The organism is Methylacidimicrobium cyclopophantes (assembly GCF_902143385.2).
Classification (GTDB): Bacteria; Verrucomicrobiota; Verrucomicrobiia; order Methylacidiphilales; family Methylacidiphilaceae; genus Methylacidimicrobium; species Methylacidimicrobium cyclopophantes.
Map to the genome: position 1 here is coordinate 1 of NZ_CABFUZ020000103.1, position 14060 is coordinate 14060.

At 62.9% G+C, this 14060-nt stretch carries 14 protein-coding genes and 2 riboswitches; of the genes, 11 read left to right on the forward strand and 3 right to left on the reverse strand.

Annotated elements, in window-relative coordinates; all coding sequences use genetic code 11:
* Positions 1–520 (reverse strand): hypothetical protein (locus FN369_RS04280; protein ID WP_142524967.1); only part of this gene is annotated, 520 nt, incomplete at its 3' end.
* A 773-nt stretch (positions 521–1293) separates the two neighbouring features.
* On the opposite strand from FN369_RS04280, the gene FN369_RS04285 reads away from it, so the two are divergent.
* The 3 genes from FN369_RS04285 to FN369_RS04295 all read left to right on the forward strand — a co-directional run bounded on the left by FN369_RS04285 (position 1294) and on the right by FN369_RS04295 (position 3773).
* Positions 1294–2313, forward strand: coding sequence for a hypothetical protein (locus FN369_RS04285; RefSeq protein WP_178087668.1), 1020 nt, complete (start codon positions 1294–1296; stop codon positions 2311–2313).
* A 474-nt stretch (positions 2314–2787) separates the two neighbouring features.
* On the forward strand, positions 2788–3345 hold the full coding sequence (locus FN369_RS04290) for a nucleotidyltransferase domain-containing protein (protein WP_142524969.1): 558 nt from the start codon (positions 2788–2790) through the stop codon (positions 3343–3345).
* A gap of 65 nt (positions 3346–3410) precedes the next feature.
* Entirely contained in the window at positions 3411–3773 is a 363-nt protein-coding gene (locus FN369_RS04295; protein WP_281290922.1) for a HEPN domain-containing protein, read from the forward strand.
* Between the two features lie 411 nt (positions 3774–4184).
* Here FN369_RS04295 and FN369_RS04300 read toward each other — a convergent pair whose 3' ends face one another.
* Positions 4185–4472 (reverse strand): GYD domain-containing protein, encoded by a 288-nt coding sequence (locus FN369_RS04300; protein WP_142524971.1) that lies wholly within the window; start codon positions 4470–4472, stop codon positions 4185–4187.
* 267 nt (positions 4473–4739) lie between these two features.
* Between FN369_RS04300 and FN369_RS04305 the strand changes: the two genes are divergently transcribed.
* From FN369_RS04305 to FN369_RS04335, 8 genes are all read left to right on the forward strand, one after another.
* A complete protein-coding gene (locus FN369_RS04305; RefSeq protein WP_142524972.1) occupies positions 4740–5132 on the forward strand; it encodes a DUF302 domain-containing protein in 393 nt (130 codons plus the stop codon).
* 208 nt (positions 5133–5340) lie between these two features.
* Positions 5341–5411: riboswitch (Fluoride riboswitch) on the forward strand.
* Between the two features lie 148 nt (positions 5412–5559).
* On the forward strand, positions 5560–7158 hold the full coding sequence (locus tag FN369_RS04310) for an MFS transporter (RefSeq protein ID WP_142524973.1): 1599 nt from the start codon (positions 5560–5562) through the stop codon (positions 7156–7158).
* Complete coding sequence (locus tag FN369_RS04315) at positions 7155–8549, forward strand: HlyD family secretion protein (RefSeq protein ID WP_246189540.1); 1395 nt, start codon at positions 7155–7157, stop codon at positions 8547–8549. The genes FN369_RS04310 and FN369_RS04315 overlap by 4 nt, the downstream gene beginning before the upstream one ends.
* A gap of 84 nt (positions 8550–8633) precedes the next feature.
* Positions 8634–9053 carry a universal stress protein gene (locus FN369_RS11090; RefSeq protein ID WP_178087670.1) on the forward strand — a complete coding sequence of 140 codons (420 nt, stop codon included), beginning with the start codon at positions 8634–8636 and terminating at the stop codon, positions 9051–9053.
* A 29-nt stretch (positions 9054–9082) separates the two neighbouring features.
* A complete protein-coding gene (locus tag FN369_RS04320) occupies positions 9083–10612 on the forward strand; it encodes an efflux transporter outer membrane subunit (RefSeq protein ID WP_178087671.1) in 1530 nt (509 codons plus the stop codon).
* 151 nt (positions 10613–10763) lie between these two features.
* Positions 10764–10823: riboswitch (Fluoride riboswitch) on the forward strand.
* Positions 10824–10946: 123 nt separating this feature from the next.
* A complete protein-coding gene (locus tag FN369_RS04325) occupies positions 10947–12167 on the forward strand; it encodes a cation:proton antiporter (protein ID WP_142524975.1) in 1221 nt (406 codons plus the stop codon).
* Positions 12168–12473: 306 nt separating this feature from the next.
* Complete coding sequence (locus tag FN369_RS04330; RefSeq protein ID WP_142524976.1) at positions 12474–12668, forward strand: hypothetical protein; 195 nt, start codon at positions 12474–12476, stop codon at positions 12666–12668.
* 148 nt (positions 12669–12816) lie between these two features.
* Positions 12817–13290 carry a cupin domain-containing protein gene (locus FN369_RS04335; protein ID WP_142524977.1) on the forward strand — a complete coding sequence of 158 codons (474 nt, stop codon included), beginning with the start codon at positions 12817–12819 and terminating at the stop codon, positions 13288–13290.
* Here FN369_RS04335 and FN369_RS04340 read toward each other — a convergent pair.
* The coding region (locus FN369_RS04340; protein WP_142524978.1) for a carbohydrate kinase family protein at positions 13272–14060 on the reverse strand (789 nt) is incomplete at its 5' end. The genes FN369_RS04335 and FN369_RS04340 overlap by 19 nt on opposite strands.

Genomic DNA, 14060 nt, shown 5'->3' on the forward strand with positions numbered 1-14060 from the left:
CCGGGCCGGCGCTCGCCGCGATGTTCTTATCGATCACGCGGGTTGTCAGTCCGGACCGAAAGAGCTCCTCCTGCGTGGGAGCCTGAGAGGCTCCCGGCACGAGATCGGTGGGAGGCTCAAGGAGAGGGTTGTCGATATCCGCCGTGACGTTGGTCGTGGGCATTCGGATGACTCCGCCCCGCTTGACCGGTGTGGTGGTTTCATCCAGATCTTCCGAAGAGGGCTGCTGGCCTGGGGAGTTTGCGGCGAGAAGGGGCTGGATGTCCGCCAAGTCGGATCCGGGAGCGCTGGCGCCATAGACGGAGGAAGGTCCACTGGAGGGAGCAACCGGAGCGGCATCCCACGATGCCGGGTCCCCGCGCAAAGCGGTCGATTGGTCGGCGCCCTCCGGGGATGCGGACCCTATCCAGGAGTCGGAGGCTTGCGGCATTCCGGCATCGGCGGCTCGCATCTGTGGGAGGGCAAGAGGGCAACCGAGGAAGAGAAGGGAAACGAGGGCGTTACTGTAGAGATTCCTCATCGGGCATCTCTCGGTGCTCGCTTTCATGTGCGCGGCACCATATCTGCCGTTGTGAGCTATCCTCAATGGGAAAGTGTGTTACAAATGTGTGACAATAATATTGACACATAGTGACAGACATATGTCATGTCGGCGTCGATAATGTGGACGCTATGTGTCAATAAAGTGACAGTTAGATTGCGAATTGGTGACAAACAGATGGCAAAACCGTAACGGTTGCGTTACGGCCAGCGGAGCCGCTCCAGCGGCGGAGCGCCATGGAAGCAGCGAAGGGTTGTCGATGGTTGTGGCAAAGAGCGAAGGCTTGGTGCGTCGAGAGAAGGGAGGGGAGAGGCGCTCCGCAGCCGGCTTGCAATCGGGGAATGGGCCCTCGTTTCCGGAGGAGGGGTGCCCCATCCGACGCGAGGTGGATGAGAGGGCGCAAACGGAGATCTCGAGGGGAAGATCTTCTCGGTGATCCCGATCTGGGAAGAGCACTCCTCTCGATAGTGGGAGAGATTTGCCGACGCTTCGGAGGCAAACTAATCTTACGGAGAGTGAGCCCGTTCCCGACGATGCGGCGGCAGCAGTTCCGGTGGGCGTTCGAATCGCGGCTTTCCCTCCTTTTGCTCTTCCTCCTCCTGTCCGCTCTTTCCCTCGGCGTCTTGGATTTCCTTCCGGCCGACGCAGCCTCGTTTGGCGAATCGAACCTCCTCCGCTCCTCCGTCCGAAGCTCTGGGTTTGCCTCGGTTTCCCCCCAGTGCCCTTTCCGGTCGCCCTTTCCGACAAGTCCGGTGCTCCCGGCCGATCGGCGCGCCTGGGAGGAGATTCGCAGGAGGGAGATCGCCGCCATACTCATTGGAGAGCCTCATCACGATCCGGAGATGATGGCGGCGGAAAAATCCTTCCTTTCCTCCGCCTTTTCCCATGGAGCCCGCGTGCTGGTGATCGAATATCCGAGGAGTCACCAGAGCGAACTGGACCGTTTCCTTCGAAATCCCACCTACAAGAATCTGGCTTGGGCGATCGCGGGGGAGAGGACGCCGGAACAACTCGGGAAAAGCCCACGGGAGAGGGCTGCCGCGATCGAGGAAATCGCGGCTCGTCACGAAGCGGTCGGCGAAAAGAACCGAAAGAAGATCGAGGCTCTCGCCCTGACCTCGGCGGAGATCGCCGCGGCAACCGCGACGGTGGAAAAATATCGGCTCTGGGAAGCCGCGGATCGGATCGGTTATCGAGTCATCGGCGGCGATCTGGGTCCAGAGCGGGGCATCGACGGCCATGGACATCGAGTTTCCCACCCGACCATCGAAGAAACCTTCCGCTATCGGTGGAGCCCGTATGGCATGCGCGAGCGGAACGAGGCTCTGGCCGACACGATCGCAACGGCCTTCCACTCTCATGGCTTGACCATTGCAATCGTGGGCGCCGCGCATGCCGGATTCCTTCCGGAGGAGCGGCTCGATCCGCAGGCTCCCTCGCCAAACACCTATCCGGGCCTTAATTTCCTTCTGGCCGATCGCTTTGGGCTCTCCTCCCTGGCAATCGTTCGCAGCCGCGTGAGCCGCCAGGGATACCTTGCCCAGATCGGATTGCGTATCCTCTCGCCCGACCACTCCCGCGAGTCGCTCGACGGACAGACGAAGATCCTTCTGCAGCAAGATCCATTTCGGGTCTTGGCCGATGATCCAAGTCGCCCCCTGGAATCCGCGCTCCCGCAAGCCCTCGAGAAACAGAAAGAGTCCGCTGCGCCGGTGGTCCTGCAACCGCCGACTCCACAACCGCAGCCGGGGGTCTTCTTTAATCGGAGGTAGGCTTCGCGTCGCCGGGGGTCTGCGACAGCCTCCTGTGGCTTCGGCCGGGCATTCGCCGTAGTCCGCCCCGAAGGCTGACATGACTCTGATTCTTGGAAGATTGGCGGGTGGGGGAAATCGGCTGCTCTCCAGCCACTCGGAGGCGATTTTGCCAGGAAGCCTTTCCCGTGGGCCGGCAGGATAAACCGGACCGATCCCTGCTTGCCAAATCGGGAGAGCGGCCGGAACCGCCACCGGAGCCTGCCGAATTTCGTGCGGAGCGAGTTGCAAGAGTTCTTTCAAAGAGACTATCGTCAGTGGAAAAGTCCCCGTCCATCAGACGGCGAGCTTTTGTGAACTTTCCCGCCGCTCACCGTGGAGATCAAAGCCGTGAACGCCATGCTGGATGACCGGAGAGCCGGCAAAAGCGGACCGAGGAGAATCTGCGAAATCTGTGCCAATCCCATTGGCGTAACGTTTTAGGAAGGGCGTCGTATGGAGAACTCCCTGTCTTCGGGGGCCACCGTCCCCAGTGGAGAAAGAGAAAGAGAAGAAGTTCCGGGGCTAAATGCCGCGCTGCGCGATCTGGCGATTCGCTATGGCGAAGTAGCCCGAAAGCGACTCAGGAGCGCGCTCGTTTCGGTTGTTCTCTTCGGATCGGTCGCCAGAGGAGAGGCGGATCGCTATTCGGACATCGACTTGTTGTTGGTGATCGAGGGATTGCCTCGAGGAAGATTCGCCCGAATGGCGCGGCTGGAGGAAGTGGCAGGGGAGATCGAGGCGTCTCGTGCGGAGCTTTGGCGGCGAGGAATCTATGTCGATTTCAGCGTGCTTGCGCTCACGCCGGAGGAGGCGATCAAGACCCGCCCGATCTATCTCGACATGGTCGAGGATGGAATTTTGCTCTGGGACCGTGGCGGGTTCTTCACGCACATCCTCGAGCGGCTTCGGGAGCGGCTGAAGGCGCTGGGTTCCCGCCGGCTGCGGAAGGGAAGAACGCGCTACTGGGTCCTGACCTCCACGATCCGGCCGGGGGAGAGAATCGAGCTGTGAGTGGAGAGGAAATCGCCAGGAGCCATATCTCGCAAGCGGCCTAGATTTTGGCCGAAGGCCGCGCGTTGCGCGGAAGAGGACTCTGGCATTTGGCCGTGCGCCGTTCCCAGGAGGCGGTCGAACTCGCTCTCAAAGGCACCCTGCGCCTAGCGGGAATCGAAGTTCCCCATGTCCATGATGTAGGAATGTTTTTGAAGGAAGCCCGAGACCGGTTCCCAGAAAGCTTTTCTCGGGAAATCGATCGGTTCGCTTCGATCTCTCACCGGCTGCGAGCCGAGCGGGAGCTCAGCTTTTGCGGCGACGAGGAGACGGAAACGCCGTCAGAGCATCTCTACTCGGAAGAGGATGCGCGGGACGCGCTTGCCGATGCGGAAGAAGTTTTGCGCGGGTCCCCCGAACTCCTGGAGGGTTGGAGCAGCCCCATTTGAGCCCAAGCGTAGAAGAAGACCCTAGAGGAAAGACCAGGAGCAAAGCGGGTTTTGCTCCGGAGTGAGGACCGAAAACCAACCGCAACAGAGCAGGCAGGCCCATCTTGCAAGCCGCAAAAGAGCCGCTTGTGCGGGATGCGGGCAAGGGCAGCGGCGGCCAGGCGCTTTCCGCCCGAGTCGGGAGCAGAAATCGAAATGGGTTTGGGAATCGCTACGCCCCGAAGGGAAAGAAGCGGCCTCCGGCGACGGAGGGCGGGGTCCGGAAGAAAAAGAAGACCAAACGGCGCCGATCCCTCCGAGGAAGAGGAGGACCGGAAGAGACATGGTTTCTCGCAAGGGGAGAGCAAACCCGGTGGGAAAGCGGACCGACTCTCCCCTGCTTGCCCCGCTCGCCACTTCCTGGCCGGGGCGCTAGACCGCCTTCAGGAATTCCTCCCACGGGGTGGCGACCGACGTCTCGGTCCGCTCGTGGGCGTAAGAGCGCAAGATCAGCACCACCTTCTCGATCTCCTTCGGATCGGCGGCCTCGACGATGTCGACGATATCGTAGCGGCCCAGGGTCGCGTAGCTCGCTTTCCATCGGATGCCGGGACACTCCGCCTTGATCTTGTCGCCGACCGTCTTCGCCAGCTTCAAGATCGCCTTCGGCTCTTTGAGGAATTCCGGGGAGAGTCTGCTGAGAATGATATAAGTTGTCATCCGGATCGCTCCTTCGAGGTTTCGGACTCGGACGGGGCCTGTCTCCCCATCCAAGGCCATCCAATGTATTCTACGCCGGGGAAGACGCTCTTGCATCCCTTTTGCACGGGCCGCGAAAATCCTCCAAGGGAGGGCAGTGGGCTCCTCCGATCCGCCTTGCACTCTTCGGCGAAAGCGGAGAGGATTCTGTCATGACAAGTGGTCGAGGCGCCGACGACTTCCCATCGGAGAATGGGCGCGGCGTGGACCGCTCGCAGGAGTGAATCGATGAAAACCGCATATGGATTCGGGAAGGAAGTGGCGACCTCGTTCGAGGAGACGGTCCCCAAGGTAATCGAGGCGCTGAAACGGGAAGGGTTCGGCCTCCTGAGCGATATCGATGTGGCGGCTACCCTCAAGAGCAAGCTCGGGAAGGAGATGCCGCCGTACCGCATCCTTGGAGCTTGTAATCCCGCGTTGGCGCATCGGGTGCTCGAGATGGAGCCGACCGTAGGGCTGCTCATGCCGTGCAATGCGGTCGTTCGGCAGGACGCCCAAGGCAAGGTCCATGTCGAGGTGATGGATCCCGAGGTGATGTCGACCATGCTTCCGCAGGCGGAGGTCAAGCCTCTGGCGGCGGAGGCGAAGGCGCGCCTGCAGCGCGTGCTCGATTCGGTTTGAGCCGGGAGGGCGCTCGGGCGCCCTTCGGGAGCGGTCGGCGGCTCGCTCGATCTTCTGCTTGCGTCCTTTCGCGTCCGATCTCTAGTCGATCGCTCCCGATCTCGGTTCGGAAGGCCGAGGGTTCGAAAACCCCGATCCAGATGCTTTTCGGTTCTACCGAAAGCCTCAGGGAAATCCTTGACATTGCTCTAGGAAGCCCGCTATTTGCGTCGTTCCGGGCGATGGGGCTCGCCGAGACAAGACCGCTCGTAAAGTCGAGCTGATAGCTCCTACTTCGGGTTCCGAAAGGCCAGGGCCTTTTTGGGAAAGGAGGCGGGAGCATGGAAAGAAAGGGCGAGCGGTCATCGGATGGGCGCTTGGCCCGCGAGGGAGAGCGGAGAAGCGGGGCAGGTCCGCTCGGGAGCTTTTCTGCCGTGGGGGAGGGGTCATGAGCCCCGCCGGCGGGCCGGCGTCCGAGAACTCGGCCGGCCGTTTCGGTCGACTCCACCTCGCGCTGGTTGGTGCCAGCCTCTTTTCCCTGCTCAACACCGGGGCCTTTACCGGCATCATTCCCTACTGTGTGGCCGAACTCGGCCAGCACCAGAGCCATGGGGCCTGGATGAACGGGGAATTTTTCGCGGCCCAGGCGCTCGGGATGCTGCTGGCCAATCCATTCGCGGCGAGGATCGGCGCTCTCCGCCTCTTCCTTTGGGCCGGTTGGGCAACGGCTCTGGGAGCCTTCCTCTGCGCCGCCGCTCCGGGCTTCGTCTTCTTTCTGCTGGCCAGGATCCTCCTGGGTGCGGGGGGAGGAGTTCTGATCCTCCTCTCGCAGCTCCTCCTCTTCGACGAATATCGACCCAGCCTCCGTCCGCTCGCTCCGCTGCTTTGGGCGGTCATTGCCATCGTTCCCTTTGCGCTCGGCCCGCTCTTCGGCGGGTGGCTCGAAGAGTGGTGGGGCAGGGAAGAGGCGAGCTGGCGGCTCTGGTTCCTCCTCGACGGGATCGTCCTCTTCCTCTGCACCGTGGAAGTACGGAGGCTGCTCGTTCCCCGGCCGCCGACCCGTCCGGAAAGCTCGTTTGATTGGATCGGCTTCGGCCTCTTGGCGGCGGCCCTCTTCTCGTTGCAGACCGCCCTCGACATGGGCGATGATTACGACTGGTACAATTCCTCGCTCCTAAATGGTTTGGTGGGGGTTGCCTTGCTCGCTTTCACGGCCTTTCTAGGGTGGGAGCTGCAGGCTCGGGAACCGCTCGTAAAAGCGACCCTCTTCCTTCGGCCTACCTTCACCGTGGGCATGGTCTGCCTCTGCGGGGGCTTTTTGCTCTTCTACGGCCTCTGGAGTCTCTTGCTCGTGCGGCTCCAATCGGTCTGGGGTTACGGCCCCTGGCTCGGCGGGTTGGTGATGCTCTCGCTCGCGGTAGGAGCTTTCCCGTCGTCCCTCTGGAGCGCACGAGCGGTGACTTGGAGGCAAAACCGCTTTCTCTTGGCCGGCAGCCTCTTGCTCTTCGCGGGATTTGCATTCTGGACGAGCTACTACAACATCCATCACAGGAGGAATCTCTGGCTGGAGTTCGCGGGGCCTCAGTTGCTCGAGGGAATCGGCTTAGGGATCTTCCTGGCACCCGCGACGAATTTCTTGTCGCAGGGTCTTTCCCCGAAAAATCAAGCGATGGCGATCGAGATTGCGGGAAGCTTCCGGGTCGCGGCGCAAGGCTGGGCGAGCCTTCTCTTGGGAACGATCCTCTACCGCCAAGCCGCCTTTCACAAGAGAAGGCTGGTCGAGTGGTTGCCCTCTTCGCATCCTCTCTTCGACGAGTTGCATGCCGGCCTGCGAGGCGAGGGGATCGGCTGGGATCTCGGCCTGCGGCTCCTCGATCGAGAGGCGCTTGCGCAGACCCAGGTGCTCGCCTTCGAGGATCTCTTCCGGGTGGCTGCCTGGGGTTTCCTTCTGCTCGCAGCCTTGGTCCTCCTCTGTCCGGCCCCTGCTGCCTCCCGAAACGGAGAATCCCCAGGGACGGAGCGGCGCGAACGCGAGGAGGGCTCGTGACGGGGGAGGAGTGGAAAGCCCGGCTCTCGGAAAACGGAGCGAAGGCTCGGGACCGCTTTTCGGAGTTTTCGGAGGGAGCCGATGGGACGGTTCGTGCCCGCCGCCCGGAGCGCGGGCTGCGTGCCCTCCGGCTGGGGAGGAGAATCTGGGAGCGCCTGGCTCGTCGGTTCCGGACGCCCGGACCGGAGGATGGAGGAGGAGTCTCTCGGCAACGGCTCTTTCGGCGGGCGGCCTTCGGGCTGTTCCTTTTCGCTCTGCTCTTTTGGATCGTTTTTGCGCATGGCTGGGTGGCGACCAACGACGCCTACGTGACCGGGAACGTGGCTCCGGTGAAGTCCCAGGTTGCCGGCACGGTGGTCGAGGTCTGTGTCGAGAGCACGGAGAGGGTGGAAAAAGGGCAGACCTTGATTCGGCTCGACGGGCTCAAATCGCTGGTCGCTCTGCGCAAGGCGGAAGCAGACCTAGCGGCTGCGGTGCGCCGGGTCGAAAATCTCTTCAGCCAAGTGAGCCGATTGCGCCATCGGATCGAGGAGGAGAAGGCGGCGTTGGGTCGCTACCGATACGACTTGGGCCTCTATCGGGGCGGAACGGCGAGCGGGGTCATCTCGGAGCAGCAGTCGATCGACGCGCAATGGAAGGTCCGCGAGTCGGAGCAGGCGATCGCGGCGCTCGAAGCGGAGCTGCGGGGAAGCGAGGCGCTCGTCCAAGGGACGACGGTGGAGACCAATCCGATGGTCCTCCAGGGCGCTCAGGCCGTGCGCGATGCTTGGCTCGACTGGTATCGCCGCAATATTCCTTCCCCGGTGACCGGGTACGTGGCTCGCCGGACAGTCCAGCCTGGAGACCAGATCACCCCCGAGAAGTTGCTGATGACCGTGGTGCCGCTCGATTACTTCTGGGTGGTCGCCAACTTCCGGGAAAGGGAGCTCGGGCGGATGCGGCCCGGCCAGCCGGTCATCCTCAAGTCCGATCTCTACGGCTGGGGCGTTCGGTACCATGGGGTCGTCGAAGGGCTCGAGCCCGGATCCGGCAGCGTCTTTTCCCTTCTCCCGCCCGACAACGCCACCGGGAACTACGTGCATATCGTGGAGCGGGTTCCGGTCCGGATTCGGCTCGACCCGAGAGAACTCGAGCGCCATCCGCTGGTTCTCGGACTCTCCATGGTGACGTGGGTCCATCTTACAAGGAAAGACCGTTCGATCCGATCCCCGATCACCCAGATCCCGGCAGCGGCATGGGAGGCCGACTACCGATCGCGGATCTACCTCCGGGAGCTGGCGGCAATCCAAGGACGGATCCGAAAGATTATCGAGGAGAATCGGAACCGACGCGGCGATGCCCCCGAGGCCTTCCGGAGCGCTCCGCCAACCGGAGGAAGGAGTGCCCGATGATCGGCCCAGGCCCCAAAAGGAAGTGGTCCAACGCGGGCTTGCCGGCCCTTCCGCTTCCCCTACTATGGAAAAGGCGAGGAACGGATGCCGGGATTTCAGAAGATTCTTGTCGGCTTCGATGGCTCGAAAGGAGGGGAGGCGGCCTTCGAATTGGCTCTCGAAATCGCCGTGCGCTTCGGCGCTACGGTGGAGGCGTTGGCGATCGTCCCGCCTCCAGGAACCGATCAAGATCCGGCGGCGGCCGAGGAGCGAGAGCTTTTGCGCGCTCCTCTGGAGCGGATCGCAGCCCTCGCCCGGGAAAAGGGCGTTCCATTCTCCGAGCGGATCGAGGTCGGAGACCCGGCGCAGCAGATTCTCCATGCGGCTGGCGAGGGGCGCTACGACTTGGTGGTCGTGGGTCGGAGAAAGCTCGCTCGCCCGGTCTACTGGATCCTCGGTTCGGTTTCGGAGCGGGTGATCCGCGAGTCGCCCTGCCCGGTCCTCGTGGTCGAGCCGCCGCAATAGCGGATCGGGTCCGCTCTCTGCGCTGGCTTTTGGCCATACTCCTCCCGCTGCTTTCGGGCTGCTTCACCCCAAGCTTTGAGCGGCCGAAGGTCCCGATCGCCCGGAGTTACAAGTGGGCTCCGCCGGCCAAGCCGGTTCATGCGCCTCCCGGGCCCTCGTGGAAGGTGGCGGAACCCAAAGAGCATCTCCTCGGAAGGGGGGACTGGTGGAAGATGTATCGGGATCCGGAGCTCGACCGACTCGAAGCGGCCGTGCTTACGGCCAATCCGACGTTGGCCGAGGCCTTTGGCCGGATGATTCAGGCGCGGGCCGAGGTCCTGGGAGTGAAAGCGATGTTCTATCCGACGCTCGACTTTACCCCGTGGCTCAAGTCGGTCTCCAACGCGGCCCAAGGGCAATGGCCCGTCCCGCCGTTCCCGCGTCAACTCGATCCTTGGGCCGCCGTCGGAGACACCAACTACGAGTTTTCCCTCTGGCGGCAGCTCCCCCAGCTCCGGGCCGCCAAGGAAGAGGCGAAGGCGGTCCAAGCGGCCTTCGAGGCGATCCGGCTCTCGCTCACCTCGGAGGTTGCGCAAAATTACTACCTGGTTCGCCAGATCGATCTCGAGCTCTCGATCCTCGATCATATCATCGGCGTCTTTGAAACCGATCTCCACCTTACGCAGGAGAGAACCAGACTGGGCCTCGGCCAGCAGCTCGACATTCAGCGAGCCCGAAGCCAGCTCGAGCAGGTGAAGGGAGAGCGGGAAGGGCTTCGTTGGAGCCGCGCGAAGGTCGAAAACGGGTTGGCCGCGCTCACGGGCGAGTCTGCATCAGCCTTCCATCTCCAGCCGCGGCCGCTGGCCGGCGAACCACCGGCGGTCCCCGCGGGAGTGCCCTCGGAGCTTTTGGAGAGAAGGCCGGACGTCGCGCGGGCGGAACGGCTCATGGCGGCCGCCAACGAGCAGATCGGCGTGGCGCGAGCCGCCTTTTATCCCTCGTTTTACCTCGCCGGATTCGGCGGCTTCCAAAGCCTCTTCTTCAATACCCTCTTGACCCTGCACAATGCCTATTGGGCCGCCGGCCCGCTGCTCGACGTGCCGATCTTTGAAGGGGGACGTCTCATCGCCGGCTTGAGCGCCGCCAAGGCGAGCTACTGGGTGACGGTCCAGGAATATCGGAAAGAGGTCCTCGCCGCCTTTCAGGAAGTCGAGGACTACCTCTCGGGCATTCGGATCCTGGCGGAGCAGCAGCGGCGTTTCGCCGACGCCGTGGTCGCTTCGGGCCGCCAGGTCGACATGACGATGGACCGCTACCGGCGAGGGTTGGCCAACTACTTTGAGATCGTTCAAGCCAATAAGGAGTGGCTGACGAGCCAGCGGGACGATGCGCAGACACTCGGCAAGCGCTTCGTATTGACCGCCTTGCTCGTCAAAGGACTCGGAGGCGGATGGGAGGAATCCTCTCTACGCACGCCTTCTTCCCAAGTCCCGAAGCTGGGCGTTTCGGCCGCTCCGGCCGGCCGCGCACCGAGCCCCTCCTCGGCGCAACCGGTCGGGATCCCTTCGGTGCAACCGTGAAAAAGTGCCCACCGATAGCGGTTCGTCGGAACGGCCGAGCCTCTCCGGTCCGATCGGCGGGGACCTTTCCTCGCAGAGGGCGGCGTTGGTTCATTCGATCCCGGAAGAAAGTGTTCTGTCTTGACTTCGTCGCCTTCGTCTCTAGCATGATCGATCCCAAGGGGATGGAGTTCCCCAAAACCGCCTTTCGGCTGATAACTCCTACCGACGGTCCTACACGCGGGGGAGTTGTGTTGTCGCAGAGATTGACGGTTTCCTCGAAGGCGATTCGCTTCCCCGACCCGAGAGTCGGTCCGGCGCCGCCGCTCCCCGACCTCCGGCGACGAGGGTCCCGATGACTTCCGTTTGGGCGCTTGCCGCCCTCTGGTTCGGCCTCGCCCTGCTTGCGGGCCTCGCCTCGAGCTGGCTCCGGATATCAACCGCCCTCTCCGAAATCATCGTGGGCATGATCGCCTCGGCGGTCTTTGGCGCCACGGTCGGGCCGGATGTGCTCGGGACGAACGAACCCTGGGTCAAGACCTTTGCCGGCGCGGGAGCGATCCTTCTTACCTTTCTCGCGGGTGCCGAGCTCGATCCGCAGGTGTTCCGGCGCAAGTGGAAGGAAGCGGCGGCGGTGGGGCTGGCGAGCTTCCTGCTCCCTGCGTTCGGCTGCGCGGCCGCCGGCCACTATCTTCTCGGCTGGCAAGCGATGCCGAGCATCCTTGCGGGCATCGCTCTGGCGGCCACTTCCGTAGCGGTCGTCTACACCGTGATGATGGAGTTCGGATTCAACCGGACCGAGTTTGGAAAGACGATTCTTGCAGCCTGCTTCGTCACCGATCTTGGCACCGTGATTACACTCGGCTTGGTGTTTGCGCCCTTCACGGGGAAAACCCTGCTCTTCACGCTTGCGGTGGCGACGGCATTCGTGGGCCTTCCGTGGCTCACGAGGCGGCTCTTGGAGCGGTACGGGGAGCGACCCTCCGAGCTCGAGACGAAGTTCTTGTTTCTCTGCCTTCTCGGCATGGGGTCGCTGGCCACTTGGGCGGGCAGCGAAGCGGTGCTTCCCGCCTATCTGATCGGCATGACGCTCGCCGGAAGCGTCGGACGCAATGCTGTCCTCATTCGGCGGCTGCGCACGGTCACGATCGGCGTTTTGACCCCATTTTACTTCACGCGCGCGGGCTACCTCGTCTCGATCCCCGCCGTGATTGCGGCGCCGGCCGGCGTGATTTTCTTTCTCCTTGCGGAAGCCGTCGCCAAGATTGGCAGCGTCTATCCGGTCGCGAAATTCTACGGCTCGACCCATAAGGAAGCCATGTACACCACTCTTCTGATGTCTTCGGGGCTCACCTTCGGGACGATCGCCTCGCTCTTCGGCCTCTCGCATGGGATCATCGACAAGAGCCAATATTCGACCTTGGTGGCGGCGATCGTCGGAACCGCGATCATTCCGACCGTGATCGCCAACAGCTTTTTTCTTCCGCGCCATCTGCTGCCGAAAGGGCAACCGGAAGAAGTGCCCGGAGGTGGGGCCGGTGGCCCGCTGCCCCTCCCAGGCGAGAGCAAGAGTTAGTCTTGGGAGGAGCCATGTGGGAAAACAATCCTCGCCACCGATGACGGATTGGAGCCCGCCCTCCAGGCTCACCCCCTTGGCCCACGCGTGCGGCCGGCAGAACCGGTCCGAGCTTCCTATGGTTTGCCTCGAGGAGGTCCCCCGATTACCGGAACTTCTCGAAGGGCTTCCGGAGACGTTGGGAGACGCAATGGACTACTTTCTTGAGGTCGTTGTCGAGGAGCGCGGCAGGCGTTCTCGGGCGGCGGAGCGGATTCTCGGAGAGATTCGACTCGCTTTGAGGATCGCAACGGCTATGCTAAGTCCATGAAGAAGATCGCCCTCGGTTGTCTATTGCTCGTGACCGGACTCTCCTACTCGCTGCCCGCTTGGGCGGCCTCGGGTTGCTCGGGTCAGAAGTGCTCGGAGCTCTCTGGGAAGGGGAAGTGCGGGAAGAAGAAAGGCTCCTGCGAGAAAGGGGGCTCGAGCGAAAAAGGAAGTAGCGACCACCACTCTTCCTAAGCTTTCGCCGTAGCTTGCGGTTCGTGGTGTTTCCGAAGCGCGCCGGTTTCGGAAGGAGCTTTCTCTGTTGCCTCTTTCCCGGAGGAACCGATCCTCCGGGAAAGAGGCTCTTCCCTTGCCATGCGCGAGACGGAGGGGAGCTTTTCCCATGAAGAGGAACCTCGACGAAATCCCCTGGCAGGAACGGCGATCCCCCAAAGGCCGGTACCATCTCTTTCAAAAGGAGATCAGCCTCGCCCTCGGAGGCAAGAAGGACGTCGGCCGATGGGGAGGGGGCCATCCCTTTGACGTTACCCTGGTCCGGATTCCTCCCGGAGCCGTGAACTGGCCGCTCCACGCCCATGCCGCGCAATGGGAGCTTTACGGCGTTCAGGAAGGGAATGGCAGGGTCCGAATGGGCGAGGAGCGCTGGGAGGTCGTGTCGGGAGATTGGTTTCTCGCAAAGCCGCAGGAGGCGCATCAGATCGAAAATCCTGGTCCCGGAGATCTTCTGCTGCTGGTGGTTTCCAATCATCCGGAAGCCGATGTCACCTTCTACCCGACTTCCGGAAAGTTTTTCCTCAAACCCGAGCGGAAGATCGTCCGGGAAAGTCCGCTTTCCTATTACGACGGCGAGGAGTAGCCATTTTGGAGAAGGGGCGCGACCTCCTCGGCTCGAGGCAGCCCCTGCCTCGCTCCCAGGCGGGTGCAAGCGATGGCACCGGCGGCGGAGCCGAAGCGGAGCAGAGCATTCCAAGCCATGCCGCGAGCGACGCCGAGAGCGAATGCTCCATGGAAGGCATCTCCCGCTCCCGTCGAATCGACGCAGCGGATCGGATAGGCCCCCAGACGCCCTCGGACTTCTTTCTCGGACCAGACGAGCCCTCTCTCCCCGAGAGTGATCACGACGCAGCGATGGATCGCGGCAAGGCGTCTCAACGCCTCCTCCGGATCGATCGAGCCGGTTGTCTGCACTGCGTAGCGCTCGGAGGCGACAAGGTAGTCGACGATTCCGGAGAGGCTCTCCGTCCCCGCGTGGAGAGAACCCGCATCCAAGACCGTCGGGATCCCGCGTTGCCGTGCTTCGCATGCGAGCCGCAAGGATATCTCGGGCTCATGGCCGTCAAAGAGCATGGCCCGCGCCGAAGGCAAGGGACGATCGGCGACGTCGGCGGGAAGCTTCGGGGTCGCTCCGCTGTAGTTGACCACGGTCCGGCTTCCGTCGGGCTTGACCAAGCTGACTGCAAGCGGGGTCGGGGCGTCTCCCCGGACGAGAAGCGAGATTTCGACTCCCTCTTCCACCAGCTCCTGGGCATGGCGCTCTCCGAAGATGTCTCTGCCGAGATAGCCGAAAAAGGCGGAGCTTCCGCCGAGCCGGCGGACCGCCACGGCGGCGTTGGCCGCCGGTCCCCC

Excerpts from the sequence above, each read along its gene's own strand:
- FN369_RS04335 (WP_142524977.1), top strand. The coding sequence starts at position 12,817 with ATGAAGAGGAACCTCGACGAAATCCCCTGGCAGGAACGGCGATCCCCC.
- FN369_RS04300 (WP_142524971.1), bottom strand. The coding sequence starts at position 4,472 with ATGACAACTTATATCATTCTCAGCAGACTCTCCCCGGAATTCCTCAAA.
- FN369_RS11090 (WP_178087670.1), top strand. The coding sequence starts at position 8,634 with ATGCCGGGATTTCAGAAGATTCTTGTCGGCTTCGATGGCTCGAAAGGA.
- FN369_RS04305 (WP_142524972.1), top strand. The coding sequence starts at position 4,740 with ATGAAAACCGCATATGGATTCGGGAAGGAAGTGGCGACCTCGTTCGAG.
- FN369_RS04330 (WP_142524976.1), top strand. The coding sequence starts at position 12,474 with ATGAAGAAGATCGCCCTCGGTTGTCTATTGCTCGTGACCGGACTCTCC.
- FN369_RS04290 (WP_142524969.1), top strand. The coding sequence starts at position 2,788 with ATGGAGAACTCCCTGTCTTCGGGGGCCACCGTCCCCAGTGGAGAAAGA.
- FN369_RS04310 (WP_142524973.1), top strand. The coding sequence starts at position 5,560 with ATGAGCCCCGCCGGCGGGCCGGCGTCCGAGAACTCGGCCGGCCGTTTC.
- FN369_RS04325 (WP_142524975.1), top strand. The coding sequence starts at position 10,947 with ATGACTTCCGTTTGGGCGCTTGCCGCCCTCTGGTTCGGCCTCGCCCTG.